The 17056-nt window shown below is 37.3% G+C and carries 17 protein-coding genes and 1 pseudogene; 6 read left to right on the forward strand and 12 right to left on the reverse strand.

Annotated features, from left to right (window positions below; genetic code table 11):
• Positions 1 to 5: 5 nt before the first annotated feature.
• Together ADICYQ_RS21495 and ADICYQ_RS21500 are read right to left on the reverse strand one after the other, a co-directional pair.
• Entirely contained in the window at positions 6 to 338 is a 333-nt protein-coding gene (locus tag ADICYQ_RS21495; protein ID WP_152520512.1) for a hypothetical protein, read from the reverse strand.
• A 409-nt stretch (positions 339 to 747) separates the two neighbouring features.
• On the reverse strand, positions 748 to 1356 hold the full coding sequence (locus ADICYQ_RS21500) for a hypothetical protein (protein WP_020891962.1): 609 nt from the start codon (positions 1354 to 1356) through the stop codon (positions 748 to 750).
• 138 nt (positions 1357 to 1494) lie between these two features.
• Between ADICYQ_RS21500 and gltX the strand changes: the two genes are divergently transcribed.
• Genes gltX through ADICYQ_RS21515 form a run of 3 tightly spaced genes read left to right on the forward strand, consistent with a single transcriptional unit; the run spans position 1495 to position 3949 of the window.
• Positions 1495 to 3030, forward strand: a complete 1536-nt coding sequence (gltX, locus tag ADICYQ_RS21505; protein ID WP_020891963.1) for a glutamate--tRNA ligase — start codon at positions 1495 to 1497, stop codon at positions 3028 to 3030.
• 36 nt (positions 3031 to 3066) lie between these two features.
• A complete protein-coding gene (locus ADICYQ_RS21510) occupies positions 3067 to 3261 on the forward strand; it encodes a hypothetical protein (protein ID WP_020891964.1) in 195 nt (64 codons plus the stop codon).
• A gap of 46 nt (positions 3262 to 3307) precedes the next feature.
• Positions 3308 to 3949: a porin family protein gene (locus tag ADICYQ_RS21515; RefSeq protein ID WP_040417520.1), complete on the forward strand. Its 642-nt coding sequence runs from the start codon at positions 3308 to 3310 to the stop codon at positions 3947 to 3949.
• On the opposite strand, the gene ADICYQ_RS21520 is transcribed toward ADICYQ_RS21515, so the two are convergent.
• The 6 genes from ADICYQ_RS21520 to ADICYQ_RS21550 form a co-directional block, all read right to left on the reverse strand.
• Entirely contained in the window at positions 3925 to 4833 is a 909-nt protein-coding gene (locus ADICYQ_RS21520) for a tetratricopeptide repeat protein (protein WP_161625623.1), read from the reverse strand. The two genes, ADICYQ_RS21515 and ADICYQ_RS21520, sit on opposite strands and share 25 nt — an antisense overlap.
• Positions 4834 to 4998: 165 nt before the next feature.
• Entirely contained in the window at positions 4999 to 5610 is a 612-nt protein-coding gene (locus ADICYQ_RS21530) for a hypothetical protein (protein WP_020891968.1), read from the reverse strand.
• The gene (gene yidD, locus ADICYQ_RS26335) at positions 5607 to 5999 is read right to left on the reverse strand and encodes a membrane protein insertion efficiency factor YidD (RefSeq protein WP_051160318.1); all 393 of its coding nucleotides are present in this window, start codon (positions 5997 to 5999) and stop codon (positions 5607 to 5609) included. The genes ADICYQ_RS21530 and yidD overlap by 4 nt, the downstream gene beginning before the upstream one ends.
• The gene (locus ADICYQ_RS21540; protein WP_020891970.1) at positions 5962 to 6216 is read right to left on the reverse strand and encodes a hypothetical protein; all 255 of its coding nucleotides are present in this window, start codon (positions 6214 to 6216) and stop codon (positions 5962 to 5964) included. The genes yidD and ADICYQ_RS21540 overlap by 38 nt, the downstream gene beginning before the upstream one ends.
• A 38-nt stretch (positions 6217 to 6254) precedes the next feature.
• Entirely contained in the window at positions 6255 to 6605 is a 351-nt protein-coding gene (locus ADICYQ_RS21545; RefSeq protein WP_020891971.1) for a hypothetical protein, read from the reverse strand.
• A gap of 50 nt (positions 6606 to 6655) precedes the next feature.
• Positions 6656 to 7102 (reverse strand): hypothetical protein, encoded by a 447-nt coding sequence (locus ADICYQ_RS21550; protein WP_020891972.1) that lies wholly within the window; start codon positions 7100 to 7102, stop codon positions 6656 to 6658.
• A 1464-nt stretch (positions 7103 to 8566) separates the two neighbouring features.
• Here ADICYQ_RS21550 and ADICYQ_RS21555 point away from each other — a divergent pair.
• Entirely contained in the window at positions 8567 to 9166 is a 600-nt protein-coding gene (locus ADICYQ_RS21555; protein ID WP_020891973.1) for a DUF6252 domain-containing protein, read from the forward strand.
• 10 nt (positions 9167 to 9176) lie between these two features.
• Here the strand turns inward: ADICYQ_RS21555 and queG are convergent, their stop codons facing one another.
• Together queG and ruvB are read right to left on the reverse strand one after the other, a co-directional pair.
• Positions 9177 to 10100, reverse strand: coding sequence for a tRNA epoxyqueuosine(34) reductase QueG (gene queG, locus ADICYQ_RS21560; RefSeq protein WP_020891974.1), 924 nt, complete (start codon positions 10098 to 10100; stop codon positions 9177 to 9179).
• A 32-nt stretch (positions 10101 to 10132) separates the two neighbouring features.
• Positions 10133 to 11169 (reverse strand): annotated as a pseudogene (gene ruvB / locus ADICYQ_RS21565) (Holliday junction branch migration DNA helicase RuvB).
• Positions 11170 to 11326: 157 nt separating this feature from the next.
• Here ruvB and ADICYQ_RS21570 point away from each other — a divergent pair.
• Positions 11327 to 12394, forward strand: a complete 1068-nt coding sequence (locus ADICYQ_RS21570) for an FAD:protein FMN transferase (RefSeq protein WP_020891978.1) — start codon at positions 11327 to 11329, stop codon at positions 12392 to 12394.
• Between the two features lie 12 nt (positions 12395 to 12406).
• Entirely contained in the window at positions 12407 to 13141 is a 735-nt protein-coding gene (locus ADICYQ_RS21575; protein ID WP_020891979.1) for a ZIP family metal transporter, read from the forward strand.
• 3 nt (positions 13142 to 13144) lie between these two features.
• Here ADICYQ_RS21575 and ADICYQ_RS21580 read toward each other — a convergent pair whose 3' ends face one another.
• Both ADICYQ_RS21580 and ADICYQ_RS21585 read right to left on the reverse strand, forming a co-directional pair.
• Positions 13145 to 14728 (reverse strand): calcineurin-like phosphoesterase C-terminal domain-containing protein, encoded by a 1584-nt coding sequence (locus tag ADICYQ_RS21580; RefSeq protein WP_020891980.1) that lies wholly within the window; start codon positions 14726 to 14728, stop codon positions 13145 to 13147.
• A gap of 676 nt (positions 14729 to 15404) precedes the next feature.
• The gene (locus ADICYQ_RS21585; protein ID WP_020891981.1) at positions 15405 to 16955 is read right to left on the reverse strand and encodes an ArnT family glycosyltransferase; all 1551 of its coding nucleotides are present in this window, start codon (positions 16953 to 16955) and stop codon (positions 15405 to 15407) included.
• Positions 16956 to 17056 lie beyond the last annotated feature (101 nt).

The following is a 17056-nucleotide window of genomic DNA, read 5'->3' on the forward strand; positions in this document are numbered from 1 at the left end:
AGATTCTAGTTTTTGACTGTATTGGAGAAGTACCTGAAGGACCAAAGCGTTTCGCTGATCAGGTTAATGGGAGAACTGGTTTCTTTGATGTTTTTGGGGGCAAAGGGTTCCAGTGTAACCCGAAGATTTTTAAAGCGGTCCTTCTCCACAATAAGAGAAAATCGGGAAGTGAGCTTAAGCAATTCTTTTGGGAAAAATACGCGTTGTTGCATATTTATAGCAGCAGGAAGTCCAAACCTCTTTTTGCTTGCGGCATAAGTTTCTACTGCCATCTCAAACGATTCCGGACTTATACTTAAACTGGATTGTGCTGTAAAGCGGGGATTAAATGAATGCACGAGCTTGATTTTATTTTTTGCAAATACATATAATACCTTATTATCGATTTCTTTTTTAGAAAAAGTTGATTTTGAGTTGCAAAGAAATGCCAAAGATTGTCAATCCTTTTTAATTCCATAACTAGATTATTTTTGGGTCATTTAATTCTTTTAAGCGAAATACGCAGTAGCTTTTCTATTGCGTGCTGATTCGAAGCGCTGTGCAAATTCAGTCAATTATTGCTATTTCCATTTTCTTCTGGCTGGTTTCTAAAGATTGTTATACCTGATGGGAAAAGCCAATAAATCCTATTGCACATTGATATAAGTTAATAAAAAAAGTAGCCATTCCCAATGGGATTACGAAACGCATTAGCTGTTTGGTTACATTTCGAACGTTTTATAGCTAATTTTATGTCTATCCCTACACCTATTTATTTGCTGTGATTTTAAGAAAATCATTTAGGGTATCAATAAATGCTTCCTTCTGCTTTTTTTCTGAATATAAGTTTAGCCATTTTTCGTCTGTATAGACTTCTAAGATAGCCTCTTTTTTCTGGAGCCATCCGGCAATTTTTTTTGCAGCTGCCAGGTGCAAGTGTCTGTCAGCAGCCCCAGATCTAAGTATTAAGGAGTCTTGGAATGGTAGCTGCCCATTTCTTAATCTTAAGGTCTTGAGATCGGTGAATTTTCCTAGGGGTTTTAAATAGAGAAAGGCAGTTTGTTTGTTTTTATTGAGAATTAGATCTAACTGTAGCGTGTTTTTGGTGCTGTCTCTGTCGAAAGAAGTGTTGGTATAAATTTCTATTTTGGCTTCAGGTAAGCGTTTGATTTGATAGTCTATTCTTCTGACATTGTAAAAAAACAGCAGGCCCGCATCTTTTGTTGTAAAAGTGGGGTCTTCTCCAGAATTATTGGCCCTGTGACCATCGAAGAAAGAAAGAATAAGGACCAAACCCAGAGAAGTAAAGCCGAAAATTTTCAGAAGGCGAAACATTTCCTTTTGGGAGGGGTCGTTATTTATTGGAGTTTTTGCCATGATTGGCTTATTAAACAGCAAGCGACGTTTTATAGTTTAGGTATTAAGGCACAATGACAATACTTTGAGGTAGATTCAGGCGATTTCGTTAATTATTGATTATCTTTGCCCTCTTAAATTGAAATTGATTGCTGTTTTATGAGTAAGGAAGTACGCGTTAGATTTGCTCCGTCACCAACTGGAGCTTTACATATAGGCGGTGTAAGAACTGCATTGTACAATTATCTTTTTGCCAAAAAACATGGTGGAAAATTTTTGTTAAGGATTGAAGATACTGATCAAAACAGGTATGTGCCTGGCGCAGAAGATTACATCAAAAAATCTTTGGAGTGGATAGGTATTGAACCCGATGAAAGTCCCTGGAGTCCTGGAGAGGTAGGCCCTTATCGCCAGTCCGAAAGGAAATCAATGTACATGGAGTATGCCCAATACCTTTTGGACCAAGGGCATGCCTATTATGCATTTGATACCTCTGAAGAACTTGATGAGATGAGAAAACGTCTCACCGCTGCCAGGGTGGTTTCCCCACAGTACAATTCTATCACCAGAACCCAAATGAAAAATTCCTTAACCCTCCCATCTGATGAGGTGAAGGAGCGTTTGGATTCAGGTGAACCGTATGTAATACGTATCAAAATCCCAAGAAAGGAAGAAGTAAGGTTAAACGATTTGGTTCGTGGCTGGGTAATGGTTCATTCCAATTCTTTGGATGACAAGGTTCTGATGAAATCCGACGGAATGCCTACTTATCACCTTGCAAATATTGTAGATGATCATTTGATGGGCATCACACATGTGATTAGGGGAGAAGAATGGCTTCCATCTGCTCCACTTCATGTATTGCTTTATAAGTTTTTAGGTTGGGAAGATACAATGCCTCAATTTGCGCATCTTCCTTTATTACTGAAGCCTGATGGCAATGGTAAATTGTCTAAAAGAGATGCAGACAAGCATGGATTCCCAATTTTTCCTCTTAACTGGACCAATCCTGAAAACGGTGAATTGGTAGATGGTTTTAAGGAAGCTGGTTATTTGCCTGATGCATTCCTGAATTTCCTTGCCTTTTTGGGCTGGAATCCAGGAGATCAGCGTGAGATGTTCACTATTGATGAGTTAATCGAAACTTTTTCAATTGAGCGAATTGGTAAATCAGGTACAAAATTTGATATCAATAAAGCCAAGTGGTACAATGAACAGTACCTGAGAAATAAGAGCAACACAGAGCTTTCTGGCTATTTAGCATCAGACCTTGCAAAAGAAGATGTAACAATAAGTCCGGAGAAAGCGGAGAAAATTGTATCTCTGATGAAAGAGAGAGCGACTTTCCCATCTGATCTTTGGAAAGAAGGACGCTTTATGGTATTTGCTCCCAAGGAGTTTGACCAACAAATAGTGAACAAAAAGTGGAATCAGGATGTGGTTACAGTTTTGACTGCTTTTGAAGAAAAATTAGGTAGTTTGACGGCTACACTTACTGCAGACATGTCCAGAACTATGCTGGGTGAAACTGCAGACGAGAAGGAAATAAAATTAGGCAAAATAATGCAAGCAGTAAGGCTTGCCATTACGGGAGTAGGGGCAGGACCGGATCTTATGCAGATTTTCGAAATATTAGGTAAGGAAGAACTGATCATTAGAATTAATTTTGCGTTAAAGAATATAACTGTTGCTTAATTATTATATGTAAAGTTTACTTTAAACCCTGGAGTCATGGCTAAGAATTCAAAAAAGAAAGATATACCAAAAGTCAATGAGGAATTGGAAGGTTTTAAAATGAATATTAATTCATTTGGAGAAATTTCAAGCTCATTTTCTATTGATAAGATCAATGCGTTTTTGAACAAGAATGTGGATGATAAGAAATTGAGGGACAGAGAGGGCAATAAAGAAGAGAAGAAAAAATAGGTAAATGCTCCTATTAATTTGTGTTAATGAGACCATTTGATGACCTATGAAGTCTGCTTATTTATTTTTACTTCTTACATCCTTTATGACTGTAGGCAATTTATTTGCCCAGACGAGTATTGGTTTGAAAGCAGGGTTTACCCAATCAAGTGCAAATTACAGGACATCTCTGGGAACTTATCCTAGAGATGTCACTGGTTTTAATGCCCCGAGTTACTCCTTGGTAATTGAACAATTTTTTGAGAAACATGCGGGAGCTCAGGTTGAGTTCCAGTTTTTAACTACGGGATATGCCGCGTCTGACTCTATTAATATGGGGAATGAGACCAGGTTTACTTATTTAAAAGTACCTGTACTGTCCAATTTTTATTTAGGAAATTCTGGAAGGTTTCATATTAAAATAGGGCCACACCTTGGCTATCTATTAAAGACCGACGATGTTGAAAGGGTTATAGAAGGCGACTTGGTTATCCCTACCTATGGACAGGAAAGTGATACCCCAAGAAAAATCATGTATGGACTTACAGCTGGTGTAGGCTTGTCCAAATTATTTGGTAAGCATACTATCCAAGGTGAAGTTAGGTATTCCTATGAATTTGGAAATCCAGAAGCTCAGGAAAGAATTTTTGATCTCAATTTTACGCAGCTGGAATTTTCCTTAGCCTATTTATTCAGGGTGGCAGATTGAGTTGGTGTTTTTTGGCTTGTTGGTTGAGCTGAGGCAACAGTAACGATAATTTCTTGAAAAATTTCCCCAGTTTCTCTTCTGATTTTCTCATAGGCGGCTTCTTCAGCTCTTAGGTACCCGCCCATATGGTATCTTTGGTACCAAGGCAAAATAGAAATAGCAGCGTCCCAGATAGAGTAGTTAAACATTGTCTGCAAGGTCAAGTAGGCAAAGGAGCCGTTGAGTACCAACGAATTTATGCCATTCCTTACATCTCCAGCGTAAAATTGTCCTAAACCTGGGACAATCATACTCATTATACGTGCTTTCTTAGGGCTTATTTTTGCTACTTTTTCCAGTTTAGAGAAGGCTGCTATAATTGTCATTTGCGGAGTTTCTTCCGATACGATCTGCAAAAAGCTGGCTTTTGATTCATCGTATTCACCCAGTCCGTAATGAATAATGCCAGAATAAAGCAGTTTTTTGTTTGATAAAGTGGGAGGAAGATTATCCGGCAAATTCAATAACTCAACCTTGGCGAAGAGGAATGACTTTTCTCGAACCAGGCTTTCGATCTTTTTGAAAGTATAATTTGTTTTGGTAGTATCGGTGCTTGCCGAGAAATAGGCAAGGTCAAAATACCTCGAAGCTGTCGCGTAATCTTCTAGTAAAAAGTAACATTCTGCGATATTAGGAAAGACCTTTTTTTGAAAATCTTCATCTCCAAAGAAAAGGACACGCTGAAATGCAGCAATCGCTTCCTTAGGCCTGTTTAATTCCATAAGGTTCAATCCGTAATCGAAGGTTTGACTAACGGTTTGTGCCTGGCTTATTACTGAAATTAAACAACTAAAGTTAAAAATTAGAATAAAATAGATGCTCGATTTTATTTTGATGGAATTCATCTTTTTTAAGATTAATCAATTTTGCAGACTTATGCGATCCAAAAATATTCCCTACATGAAAGCCTAAGGAGATGGATCCAAAGATCCAGCCTCTAACACTTTTTACTCCCTGCCGTTGAAAGGCTCTTTGCGCTTGCCATGCAGTTGAGCCAACAAAGAGAAGTGCTACCAAGCCATCTTTCCAGTCTCCGGTGTATAGTTTGCCTGAACCTGGTACAATTGTGGACATAACGGCTGCGAGACCTGGGCTTTTTCTTTTTCATCGAGGGCCTGCCTGGTAATGGTAATGTACTCTTGGGCAGATTGAAAATTGCTTCCTTCTAAATGGCTGTAAGCTTCATAGGCAGGTTTCCATTCGTAATTTATAGCATAAGTAGTTCCTGAATAGAAGAAGCGTTCGCTTTCTTTCAGGTTAGTGTTGTTTTCTGAGAAATCGATGGCTTTGTTGAACTGCTGGTTCTTAAACAAAAGGGCAAGGTATTCGAATGCCAATTCGCCAGGTAGTTGGTTTTCGTTAGGATAAAGGCTCGACGCACGGTTAATCCCCACATCCCATAAATCTGCTTCCCAGTAAACGGCCAGTAGGTTTTTTTGAAGGGATAAATCACCTGGTTTCATAAAAACGAGTCTTTCATACTCAGGTATGGCCAAGTCAAACTGATTAGTTTGTCTCAGGTAATTTGCAAATGCTGCTGAATTTTCGAAATCATATAAGTTCTGACTAAATCCTGACAAGCCAAAAAGGGGCAGTAATACTACTGCAAGGAAATACTTCATTTCAATTCATCTATCATTAAGGTTCTGTCCTCTGTCCAGGAATACTTTTCGGGGCTCAAACCATTGCACCTTGTTAATCTATCCATCGTATTTGCAGTACCCATCAATACACCGTATTTTTTCACAGCCAAAAGACCATATTCAGAACAGGAAGGGTAAAACACACAATTTGAACCATCTTGAGATGAGATGAAATTTTTGTATACCATAAATAGCCCTGAGAAAACAGATTCAATTTCATTCTTGTTTTCCTCAGCAGCTTGGTAATGAACTTCTTCCTTCTTTTCAGATAGCAAGTCCTTGTAGTCAAGAACCTCACTTTTAGATTGAGCGAAGGTAACTCCAATTAAGCTACAAATCAGGAAGCTTGTAATCGTAAATAATTTCATTTCCTTTTTCGTTTATAACCACATTCTTGTAGGAGGTGACTTGGTAATTTTGCCCCTGGTCATGGTAATTTATTTGGGTGATCTCTGTCGGGATTTCACAACCCGAAACATTGATATAGTTTTTATAGAATTGTTTGCTCAACAAATCATTGTTAGGATTGTAAAAAGCAATGGCTTGTAATTTTTTATCCAAGTTAGACATTATTACTTTACCCATTAGTGATTTAACCCTATCCTCTTTTGGTTCCCATGTGGTCAGAATCTGATTTTCTTTTTTTCTACGTCAATGATGGTATAGCCACTATTTTTTAGACCAAAATCAGCGAGTTGTCCTGATAAGGTGTAGTGGAAGAATGAGGAATTAGGGATAATAAATGAGGATGTTTCACTTAGCAGTTCGTTGGACTGAAACCTATAGAGGGTAGTATCCTGAAGTACCCATGTTTCTGGTTCTGGAAAGGATATATCATAGATTATTTTCTCCGCCGAAAGGTCGTAAAATACCTTTCCAATAATTAATTTGGACGTTCCATCAGAGATTTTTTCCTTGATAGAAAAATCCGCACTTATCCTAAAAAACTGTTGCCCAAAATTTATTCCGGGCAACAGTGTTAATATCAGTAGTATTAGTATAGGTTTTTTCAGAAGACTATTAATTAAAATGGATAAGCAGAGAATGCAAATATATATGAAGCAGCAACTAAAAGAGCATAAACACCACCTAAAGCTACACAACCCCAAATTGCTTTTCTTGTTTGATCTTTGTCTTCAGCATCAAAATGTACGATTGCTATACCGATAGGACCCAATACACAACCCCAAAGAAAGGAAGGGATACCAGCTACAGGGTGATCTCCTGCATTTACGGCAAAGTTATTTAACATGTTGGCATCTAAATTAACATCAAATGCATTGGAATTAGCAACGACTTCTTTAAGGGTGATTCCCTCATTTGAAAGTACGTACTCTTCCAGTTGGTCAAGTTCTGAAAATTGAGCTTCAATAAGTGCTGAATTGAAGTCCAAAACATCAGGTTTGATCTCTTCTCCAAAGGAGATTCCAGTAATTAGAAATGGAACAATGAATGCGATAAGTTTTTTCATAGTATAGATTTATTAAAGTTTGGTTTATAAAGATATTAAAAAATCTAAATAATAAACCTCCTTTGAGAAATATTAAAGTAGTTCATTCTTAGGTTTTTAGATTTTTAATATTATATAAGTAAAAAATTAGAATATTTTGAGTTCGTCAATTACATGTTATGTTCAAGTAATTTAAATTCCCTATATAAATAGTGAATGCTGTTTAGTGGAATATATAGCAGAATAAATCTAAAATTATTTTCGAAATTATTATTAAATGAAAGTTAGTTATTCTGTTTGTGAAGCCATTTAATTGTTAATAATATTGATTTACGCTGTAACCAATGATGCGATGTTACAATGATGAACATTTTTGAGGAGGGTTAATCGATGACTTTTTTGTCAGATTAAGTGGGCAATATTTGGAAATTTAATTGTTGTTAATCAGGTTAGTATTCGACGCTATATTTTAAAAAATATGAATAAAGACCCGGATTGAGGACCTCAATGTTTCTCTTTTCACTTTACTTTATTGGCTGTCAGTTTTTACTGTAGGCACGAATTATCATTGGGAAAATCCAGGTTGGATAATCTGATTTTCATTATTAATTGTTATGAAAAGAACGGTTTCAAAAGGAGATTTTAAGTATTTTCTTTATTAAGATAAGTCTAATCTTAAGCAATTTTAAAGGTGAATAATTTGTTAATTATCGGTCTATTTGCTTCTATTTTATGGTAGTTGGAATTTCCCTGATTAATTTGATGCCTGTATAAAAAAACAATATTAGGGTTTACAAACGGCTTTCAATCAAGATTTTTTGGACCGGGATTAAAAGTTGTAGAGAAGTCAGAAAAGCTTATTATGCTTGAACCTGGTTTCGTTTTGTATTTATTGAAATAAGATTATTTTTGGATTTCATTCTACGGGCTTGCATGGTATTGAAGGCTAGCTTGTATCGACCTGATTAATGATTGTTGGGTTAAATATTTCATCTTTAAAACTTCTTTTGAATTTGTTAATGTTGCACAAAAATACTGTTCTAAGACTTACCGAATGGAGATTGATCAACGGTAAGTAGAGGTTCTGTCAATTGGGGTGATAATTAATTTCCTGGAACTTTAGATTTGAAAACATGAATGTGAAAGTCACTAAAATTGGCTAGGAAGATAGACTTTGTTTAATGTGAATCTTCTATCGTTTGATATGCCTTTGTAGTAGATGAAACACTTGATGTGCCCGAAGGGATATTATATAATGATTAGGTCAATGAAAAAAAGAATTAAAATAAAGTCAATTTTATCTTCGATCAAGTTATAAAATCACGCTTTAATTTGTAATAATATGATACGTTATGTAGAATAAGTACTATTCATCGGTATCATATTTATATATTAATTTTTTGTTATTTAATTAATTTTTTTTAGAAACTTCCCTCATTTTAGGATTAGATGCTTTATTATTGTGTATCCTACCATTAGAATATTATGAAAAATCTAAAAAATTACCATTACCTACTATTTGCCCTATTGACATTGTTTGTAAGTAGTTGTAACCTTTCTGACATAATTGATGACGATGACGACGACATGGATGACGATCCAGATACAGAAATTATGTCAGCAAAAATCAATGGAGATACTTTCATGGCTGTTGAGTCAGACAATACCCTGATCCAATTGGATGATGTGGATGGAGATTTGGATTTAACAGGTGATGTATATGAATTAACAATTTCAGGCTTGGATTTTGGCAACACCCATTTAACAACCATCACTTTGTCACTTCAAGGTGATAATTATTCATCATTGATGGTTGGGGACGAGTTTGTGGGCATAACAGAAGAAAGTGTTTCAAGCGGTAATCCAACGGGTGCCACAGGAGTTGTAGCAAAAGCTTCCCTGGGTGGAGGAACTACAGAATTCGGAGGATTGACCTTATTTATAGGAACAATCAATGTAAAAATAACTAAGCTTGACAAGGAAAATGAGCGTATATCTGGAGAGTTTTCTTTCCTCGCATATGATGAGGAGGATGGTTTTGAAATTAATGTAACAGAAGGTGTGTTTACAGATGTTGAATTTTAAGCAAGTTCACTTACTTTTTTACAAAGGAAATGTTCCTTTGAAAGCCTTCCCATTTGGTTCTTTTTAAGGCTGATCGCTTAAATACTTTATTGAATGTTTCTTTTGTCATTTCTTCCCATGCTGATTTCTCTAAATCAGCATTGGGAAGAAATGCTTCTTCTTTGTGTGGTTTAGAAAATCGGTTCCACGGACACACGTCCTGACATATGTCACAGCCAAAAACCCAATTTTTCATTTTTCCTTTGAAATCCTCCGGAATAGCATCCTTTAACTCTATGGTGAGGTAAGAAATACATTTAGACCCATCAATTACATTGTCTTGAAGGATAGCGTCTGTTGGACAGGCGTCTATGCATCGGGTGCAAGTGCCGCAATAATCCTTGGTTGTTGGACTGTCATAGACCAAAGGCAAATCAATGATCAGCTCTGCCAGGAAAAAGAAGCTTCCCGAAGTTTTGTTGAGCAATAGACTATTTTTTCCTTTCCAACCCAGCCCTGATTTTTGTGCCCATTGCCTTTCCATTACGGGGGCGCTGTCTACAAAGACTCTACCATCGACTTCACCGATTTCTTCCTTTAAGCACTCTAAAAATTCTTTTAGTTTATCTTTAATGACAAAGTGATAATCTTCTCCATAAGCATATTTTGCGATTTTGAGTGCATCCTCATCTTTCAACTGCTCTTGTTGGGGGTAATAGTTGTACATTAAGCTGATGACAGATTTAGCGCCTTCTACCAATTTCCTTGGATCTAATCTTTTGTCAAAGTGGTTGGCCATATAAGCCATCTTACCATGATAATTATTATTCAGCCAACGCTCTAATTTAGGTGCATCCTCTTCTAGAAAAGTAGCCTCAGCAATGCCACAATAGTCAAAGCCCAGTCTTGATGCTGTGCTTTTGACAATTTGTGTATGCTCGGCCAGGGTTTTCAAAAATTGCTGAAATTAATTGATATTTAAGGATTTTAGCTGTCAAATAAATTACCTGATGCTCCGCCTAAGTTTGGCTTTATTTTAAGGTGTTTATAGGCCAATTCCGTAGCTGTACGCCCCCTGCTGGTTCTTTTGAGATATCCTTCCTTAATTAAAAATGGTTCGTAAACTTCTTCAATTGTTTCTGCTTCCTCACCGCAGGCCGTGGCTATGGTAGATATTCCTACTGGCCCGCCAGCAAATTTATTGATGATGGTAAGTAATATTCTATTGTCCATTTCGTCCAGACCATTGCTGTCTACCTCCAAAGCATCCAGGGCTATCTGGGCAATGTCAAGGGTAATGCGACCGTTGCCTTTTATTTCGGCAAAATCCCTGGTTCTTCTGAGTAGGTTATTTGCAATTCTTGGCGTTCCGCGGCTTCTTCGGGCAATTTCAAAAGCGGCCTCATTGTCCAATGGGGTGCCCAATATGGCGGCAGACCTTTTGACGATTGTGCAGAGTAATTTGGCATCGTAATATTCAAGCCTTGCATTGATTCCGAAACGTGCCCGCAAGGGAGAGGTTAGTAGCCCTGACCTGGTAGTCGCGCCTACAAGTGTAAAAGGGTTTAAGTTTATTTGAACTGTTCGTGCATTGGGGCCCGAATCCAACATGATGTCAATCCGGAAATCTTCCATTGCGGAATACAGGTATTCTTCCACTATTGGATTTAAACGATGGATTTCATCAATAAATAAAACATCTCCCTCCTCCAAATTAGTGAGTAGCCCTGCTAGATCAGAAGGTTTGTCTAAAACCGGGCCGGAAGTTATCTTTAAAGTGGACTCCAGCTCATTGGCTATGATATGACTTAAGGTAGTTTTGCCCAATCCGGGAGGGCCATGAAGCAACACATGGTCCAATGATTCATTCCTTTTTTTGCGGCCATAACAAAAATCTTGATGTTTTCCACGGTCTTTTTCTGACCTGTGAAATCATCAAAACTTAAGGGCCTCAGTGCTTTTTCTATTTCCTTATCTCCAGTGCTAAAGCTTTCCTGGTCACCTCGCAGATAATCTTCTCTCATATGAACCTTCTATGTGTTACAAAGATAGAAAATTCATAGCAGCTTTGCAGGTTTTCACTGCTTTCCAACCAATCACTGAGCCATGGAAATACCTAAAAACAATGGGCAATTGAAAAAATAGAATTAACTTTGGGGAAATTAAAACTGGCATTGTTTTATGCAAAAATCAGCCAAGAAAAATATCATCTACAGCATTTTGTTACTGTTAGTGGTGTTTATGGTTTACCTTTATCGGCAAAACAAAGAAACTGTTGCTTCACCTATCTCTGACAACCAAAAAACGGTTTTTAGTGGTAAAACCATGGGGACTACCTACAGGGTAGTTTACCTTGACCCAGGTGGGAGAAATTTTAAGAAAGACATTGATTCTATTCTGGTTAATTTCAACCAGGCGCTTTCGACCTATATTTCAGATTCAGAATTAAGTAGGTTAAACAAATACGATTCATTGGTTTTTGAATCCGAGTATTTTTATCCTGTGCTGAAAACCAGTAAAGAAGTTTTCACCCTTACTAACGGGGCTTTTGATCCCACCATTGGTCCTTTGGTCAATGCTTGGGGCTTTGGGCCTGATGGTCCTTCATTGCAAGACAGCCTTGGGGTTAAACAATTGTTGGAGCGCGTAGGGTTTGAGAACATTGTTTTTGATGAAAAAGGAGTCAGAAAGTCCGAAACGGATGTTTACCTGGATTTTAGTGCCATTGCCAAAGGATACGGGGTAGATGTCGTTGCTCAGTTTTTAAATGAGCAAGGCATTCAAAATTATCTTGTGGAGATTGGTGGTGAATTAAAAGGGAATGGTGTAAATGAGAAAGGTGAGCTTTGGAAAGTGGGAGTGTCGCAACCAGGTGAAGAAGGACTAGCCAATGAAATTTACAGTATAGTTGCTCTTGAAAATAAAGGCTTAGCTACTTCTGGTAATTACCGCAACTTTTATATTAAAGACAGTGTAAAATATTCGCATACCATCAGTCCATTTACTGGTTATCCTGTAGTACATCGTTTGTTGAGTGCTACGGTGGTAGCAGAAAACTGTATACTAGCTGATGCCTATGCTACCGCCTTTATGGTATTGGGAATGGAACAGGCTAAGGAAATCCAAAAATCGGTGGAAGGTATAGAGATCTTTCTTATATTTAATGATGATCAAGGTCAAATTCAATCCTATGTCAGTGATGGTCTCGCTCCATTTTTGACTTCTGTTGCTGCCGAAGAACCCAAATAACCCTACCTATATATGTTGTCTATTCTTTTACTGTTTTTTGCTGCCTTGGGTGCAGGATTGCTTGCCATAATGGTACCAGGATGGAATGAGAAAAGTTTCAAACTGGCGCTAATATTTGCTGGGGCTTACCTCTTTGCAATTACGATACTGCATATTTTTCCTGAACTATTTGCCAATAAAGAATCGGCTTACTTTATGGGCTTGTATATTTTACTTGGATTCTTATTGCAGCAGGTATTGGATTTTATGTCTTCTGGAATTGAGCACGGACATATTCATGACCACTCTGGGCATAGTGCAGGAAACACTGTTTGGACCTTAATGATTGGTTTGTTTTTACATGCTTTTTTAGAGGGGACCTTGCTTTCAAAGCAGCCCATGCTCACTGGGCATCACCATGGAAGTGAAACCTTACTAATGGGGATGATCATGCATAAAATGCCTGAGGCCTTTGCATTGGCTGCGGTATTGTTGACTCGTTTAAATAAAACCAGTACCGTTCTATTGTTGGTTTTATTTGCACTCGCATCCCCACTGGGAATGCTTTCTACTGATTTTCTTTTTGACCGGTCCCTGATAGGAAGGGGAACGCTTGATATTTTATTTGGCTTGGTAGCAGGAGGGTTTTTGCATATATCCACAATCATCTTTTTTGAAAGTTCACCACAACATCACTTTCAATTGCATAAATTGCTGATTATTCTTTTGGCATCCGTTTTGGCCATATTGACGGAGTTTATCATTTAAACTTTACCTAATTCTGAAAACCCTTTTTCCAATATCTTCTTGGCCAAACATATCCTTTGAATGTACCTCCAGGTGATAGGTTCCTGGAAGAAGATTAGATGGCATCTTTGCTGCCCAGATGTGTGTAGACCTGCGAGCAGGATCCATCTTCCAGCCCAATGCCTCCTCAGTGTTTTTCCCATTAGAAAGTTTGAGGTCAAGAAATGGACTCAGACTGTGCATCCATTGATTTAAAGGGTCAACTTGTGGTGCGTATTCCATAGGTATCCATTCGGAAAATCCGCTTATTCTCATTTTAACAATAGACCGCTCTGACCCTGCAAAGACATTAACCAAAACTTGTGTGTTAAGTAAACTATCGGCCAATATATCGTCTTGAAGATGAATATTCATCTGGTAATTAGCAGGTCTTCTGGCTGCTTTAAAACGAATGGAGTAGTCGCTTTTGTCAAAATTTACAATACTGTAACCATTGGGTGCTCCATCATTCATGGTGGCGTGTGGGATCCCAGTTTCGTCTTTCAGGCCTACCCACCAACTGCCACTTACAGTGGCATTGATAAAGTGATGGTGTGGGCTATCTCCATTCCATCCATTCTCCTGATTCAAGAAAACATGGTTTAATGTGTGGGTATGGCCCGAAAATGAAAGGGTATAGGGCCTGTGCTCTATTAGCCTGAAGAGCGACTCTCTACCTATTGTTCGGGTGATAGGGGCATGTTGTAAAATGACCACTCTTTTATCAATAGGCAGTCCTTTTAAATAATTACTAACGAAACTTAACTGCTGCTCTGTGTAAGAAGAAACGTATTTTCCGTTGGGTTCATAATGAATATCTCTTATCACAATAAAAGAAACCTGTGCATATTCAAATGCATAAGTGCTGGGACCAAAAAAACGCTTAAAGGTATCATCTCTCTGTTGGTCATTGGTTAGATCTCTATTATGGTCATGGTTTCCAAATACATAAAACCAAGGAATACCTATTTGGGCTGTACTTTCACTAATCTCCTTAAACAGGGCAGGGTCATCCGCCACAATATCTCCCAAGGTAATGCCAAAAGCTGCCTCAGATCCGATACATTCCTCGATGATGTCATGGCTAATATAATTCACCTCTTTAATTCCTCTTGCCTGGGTATCTGCGAACAATAACATGCTGAATTTGTCAGGTTCATCTTGTTTATAAAGAGGGAAGTTAATGTAAGAAGGCAGTGGTCCGGAAGGAGGTATCCCGGGAATATTTAAGGTTGGAGAACCTTCCGGGTAATGCAAATAATAATATTGAGGTAGGTGATATTCACTTAAGCCCGTTTTATATCCTGAGGGCTTAATTACGAAAATGGCATTTTCTACTATTAATGGTAGCTCCCAATAACCATCGTCATTGGTGAAAACTACTTGCTCGCCATTAGACACCTTGATTTTGGCTAATCCTTTTTCGGAATTGTCCATTATCCCATTTGCATTGTCATCAAGAAAAACGTAACCCTGAGCAGGTTCCTGAAAGCAAATTGCTTGGGTGCTGTTGAAATATAAACTCGAAATAAGTAATAACGTGATTGTAATAAAAGTTGATTTTCCCACCTTAATTTCTAATTATTATTTGACAGTAATACCAAATATTTAGACTTAAGGCTATTTTTTTAATCAGATAAACTCAGGTTTCGTTTTTAGATAATCGGTTTGAATTTCACGAAAATTAAGATGGAGCTCAGGGTGGCTTTATTATTTGAGTTTTACTGAAAAAAAAATGCCAGGGTTTTATTTATCATAAAACCCTGGACAAACCCTACATTAAAAAATAACCAACTTCCGCTACGGTGTCCAACTTCACTTCTCTCCTCACACCGTTTTCATATTTTCTATATGTTAAATGTACTAAAGAATAATGTGCAATACCAATTAATATAAAAGTATATAGCAATAAAAGTTTACAAAGATTTTTTAATTGTATAAAATACAATAATATAAGTGTTAAAATCGGCTAAATACAGTTATTTGTATTTTGCGCTTATAAAAACCCAGTTTATTTGTGGTTAATGGTTGAAAAAAATCAATTTAAGTAGTTGAAATTAAGCTAATTGCAAATTATTCGGGCTAATTACATTAATTTTTTTAAAAAATGCTGATAAATTAATCCTTGTTTACTAAAATCAATTGAAATCGAATAGGTTATAAAATCTTCTCTTAAGCGTTAAATATTTTATGAAAAAAACCTTATATACTATATCCATAGTCCATCATTAATGGCCAATTTGATTTAGTAAGTAGAGAGTAAAGCAGGTTTGTATTCCATTAAATTAGACCACACTTGAATTCTTACATCCCGCTTAGGGATATCATGAAATTTTGAAACAAAAGTCTCTTCATAGATCAATGATTGAAAGATGGCTTTATTTTCCATCGTATTGTAGTTCCAGCTAACAAAAACCCCTGTGTTTTGATGCCCTAAAAATTGCTCCATTCCACTCCAGAAATTGAACTGATTTTTTCTGGACCCCATATTCAAAACGTAGGTTTGTGGGTTTCCCGATAGATAAAAGGAGAGTTCTGAAGCGGTATGGTAGGAGTCAGAAAAAAAGAATTCATCGCTAATACCAAGGCTGTCTTTCAGATAATCAATTCTTTTTGCCAACTGTTCATGTCCTAGCAATCTTTTGACAATCATTTGCTCTCTTTTCCGTACTGTCTCACTTGACTTAATCCCAGTATAATCTGGTAAAATGAAAATGATGGGTAGCGCAATACTTAAATAAATCCCACCATAGCTGATGGTTTTCCAAAGCCTGCTTTGCGCCACCATCCAACGTGCCAATGCAATTGCAAATCCCGTGTAGGCAAAAGCGGGCCAATTTACCATTGCCTCCTTAAAGAAACTTAAACAGCCGAAAAAGAGAAAAGCAATAATCCCCGGAAGAATAAGATAAACCAAAGCAGCACTTTTGTTTTTATAGACATGCAGGAATGTAGCCAACCATGCAGGGACCAGGAACAAGGAAACAATTGCCAATTGCCCTTTTAAATATTCAAAAAAACTTTTGCTGGTAGTAGTAATTGAAAATGACTTGGAACTGACCCCTTCAGCACCGGTTAGGGCCAATAAATGCCTCAAGGTTTCAAAATCATTTTGCCAGTTCCAAATAAATGCGGGAACGAAACCCAAAGCACTTATGAGAACAAACATCAAAAAATTTGCTTGATGCGTTTTCCATTTTTTGGTGTACAGTAAGTACAAAAGTAGTACAGGGAATATGAGTAGCATCACATACTTCGTCATGAGTCCAAAAACTGTAGCAATACCTGCATATACCCACCAAAAACTTTTCTCTTCCTTAATTCCCCTATAAGCAAGATATATACTTAAAATCCAAAAAAAGGAGAGAGAGGAATCTGTAGTATGAAATGTTGTGGCTAACCACCAAGAAGGCATGGACTGTAAGACTAATGCAGACCAGAAGCCTATTTTTCGGGAGTATAGATAAGTGCCAAATAAATAGGTGACCCATGCCATTCCTATCCCACAAAGTATTGCATTGATACGAATGGCGATCTCTGTATTGCCGATCAAAGAAGTGCTTAAAAAATTCAGAACCGCTACTAAGGCTGGTTTAGAATAATAATGCCATGCTAAATGCTGTGACCATACCCAGTATTGAGCTTCCTCAGTAAACAAGTTAATTTCTGGCCGCAGGGTAAACAGTATTTTGGGTACCGCAAGTGCGAGTGTCACCAGGTAAAAATAGACAGTATATTTTTTTGGTTGGAAACCATAAAAAATGGATCTTGATACACATGCTTTTACAAAACACATTATAATTTAACCCTATTTATTTAATGTTCAATGGGTTATTTTGTTTTGTAGTGCAAAATCAAGGGTCCTGGCTATCTCTACATTTCTTCAAGTTAGCAAAT

It is taken from the genome of Cyclobacterium qasimii M12-11B, assembly GCF_000427295.1.
In the GTDB taxonomy this organism is placed as follows: Bacteria; Bacteroidota; Bacteroidia; order Cytophagales; family Cyclobacteriaceae; genus Cyclobacterium; species Cyclobacterium qasimii.

What these genes read in the sequence shown, in the direction of transcription:
- ADICYQ_RS21500 (WP_020891962.1), bottom strand. Translation starts at nt 1,356, where the DNA reads ATGGCAAAAACTCCAATAAATAACGACCCCTCCCAAAAGGAAATGTTT.
- gltX (WP_020891963.1), top strand. Translation starts at nt 1,495, where the DNA reads ATGAGTAAGGAAGTACGCGTTAGATTTGCTCCGTCACCAACTGGAGCT.
- ADICYQ_RS21510 (WP_020891964.1), top strand. Translation starts at nt 3,067, where the DNA reads ATGGCTAAGAATTCAAAAAAGAAAGATATACCAAAAGTCAATGAGGAA.
- ADICYQ_RS21515 (WP_040417520.1), top strand. Translation starts at nt 3,308, where the DNA reads ATGAAGTCTGCTTATTTATTTTTACTTCTTACATCCTTTATGACTGTA.
- ADICYQ_RS21520 (WP_161625623.1), bottom strand. Translation starts at nt 4,833, where the DNA reads ATGAATTCCATCAAAATAAAATCGAGCATCTATTTTATTCTAATTTTT.
- ADICYQ_RS21530 (WP_020891968.1), bottom strand. Translation starts at nt 5,610, where the DNA reads ATGAAGTATTTCCTTGCAGTAGTATTACTGCCCCTTTTTGGCTTGTCA.
- yidD (WP_051160318.1), bottom strand. Translation starts at nt 5,999, where the DNA reads ATGAAATTATTTACGATTACAAGCTTCCTGATTTGTAGCTTAATTGGA.
- ADICYQ_RS21540 (WP_020891970.1), bottom strand. Translation starts at nt 6,216, where the DNA reads ATGGGTAAAGTAATAATGTCTAACTTGGATAAAAAATTACAAGCCATT.
- ADICYQ_RS21550 (WP_020891972.1), bottom strand. Translation starts at nt 7,102, where the DNA reads ATGAAAAAACTTATCGCATTCATTGTTCCATTTCTAATTACTGGAATC.
- ADICYQ_RS21555 (WP_020891973.1), top strand. Translation starts at nt 8,567, where the DNA reads ATGAAAAATCTAAAAAATTACCATTACCTACTATTTGCCCTATTGACA.
- ADICYQ_RS21570 (WP_020891978.1), top strand. Translation starts at nt 11,327, where the DNA reads ATGCAAAAATCAGCCAAGAAAAATATCATCTACAGCATTTTGTTACTG.
- ADICYQ_RS21575 (WP_020891979.1), top strand. Translation starts at nt 12,407, where the DNA reads ATGTTGTCTATTCTTTTACTGTTTTTTGCTGCCTTGGGTGCAGGATTG.
- ADICYQ_RS21585 (WP_020891981.1), bottom strand. Translation starts at nt 16,955, where the DNA reads ATGTGTTTTGTAAAAGCATGTGTATCAAGATCCATTTTTTATGGTTTC.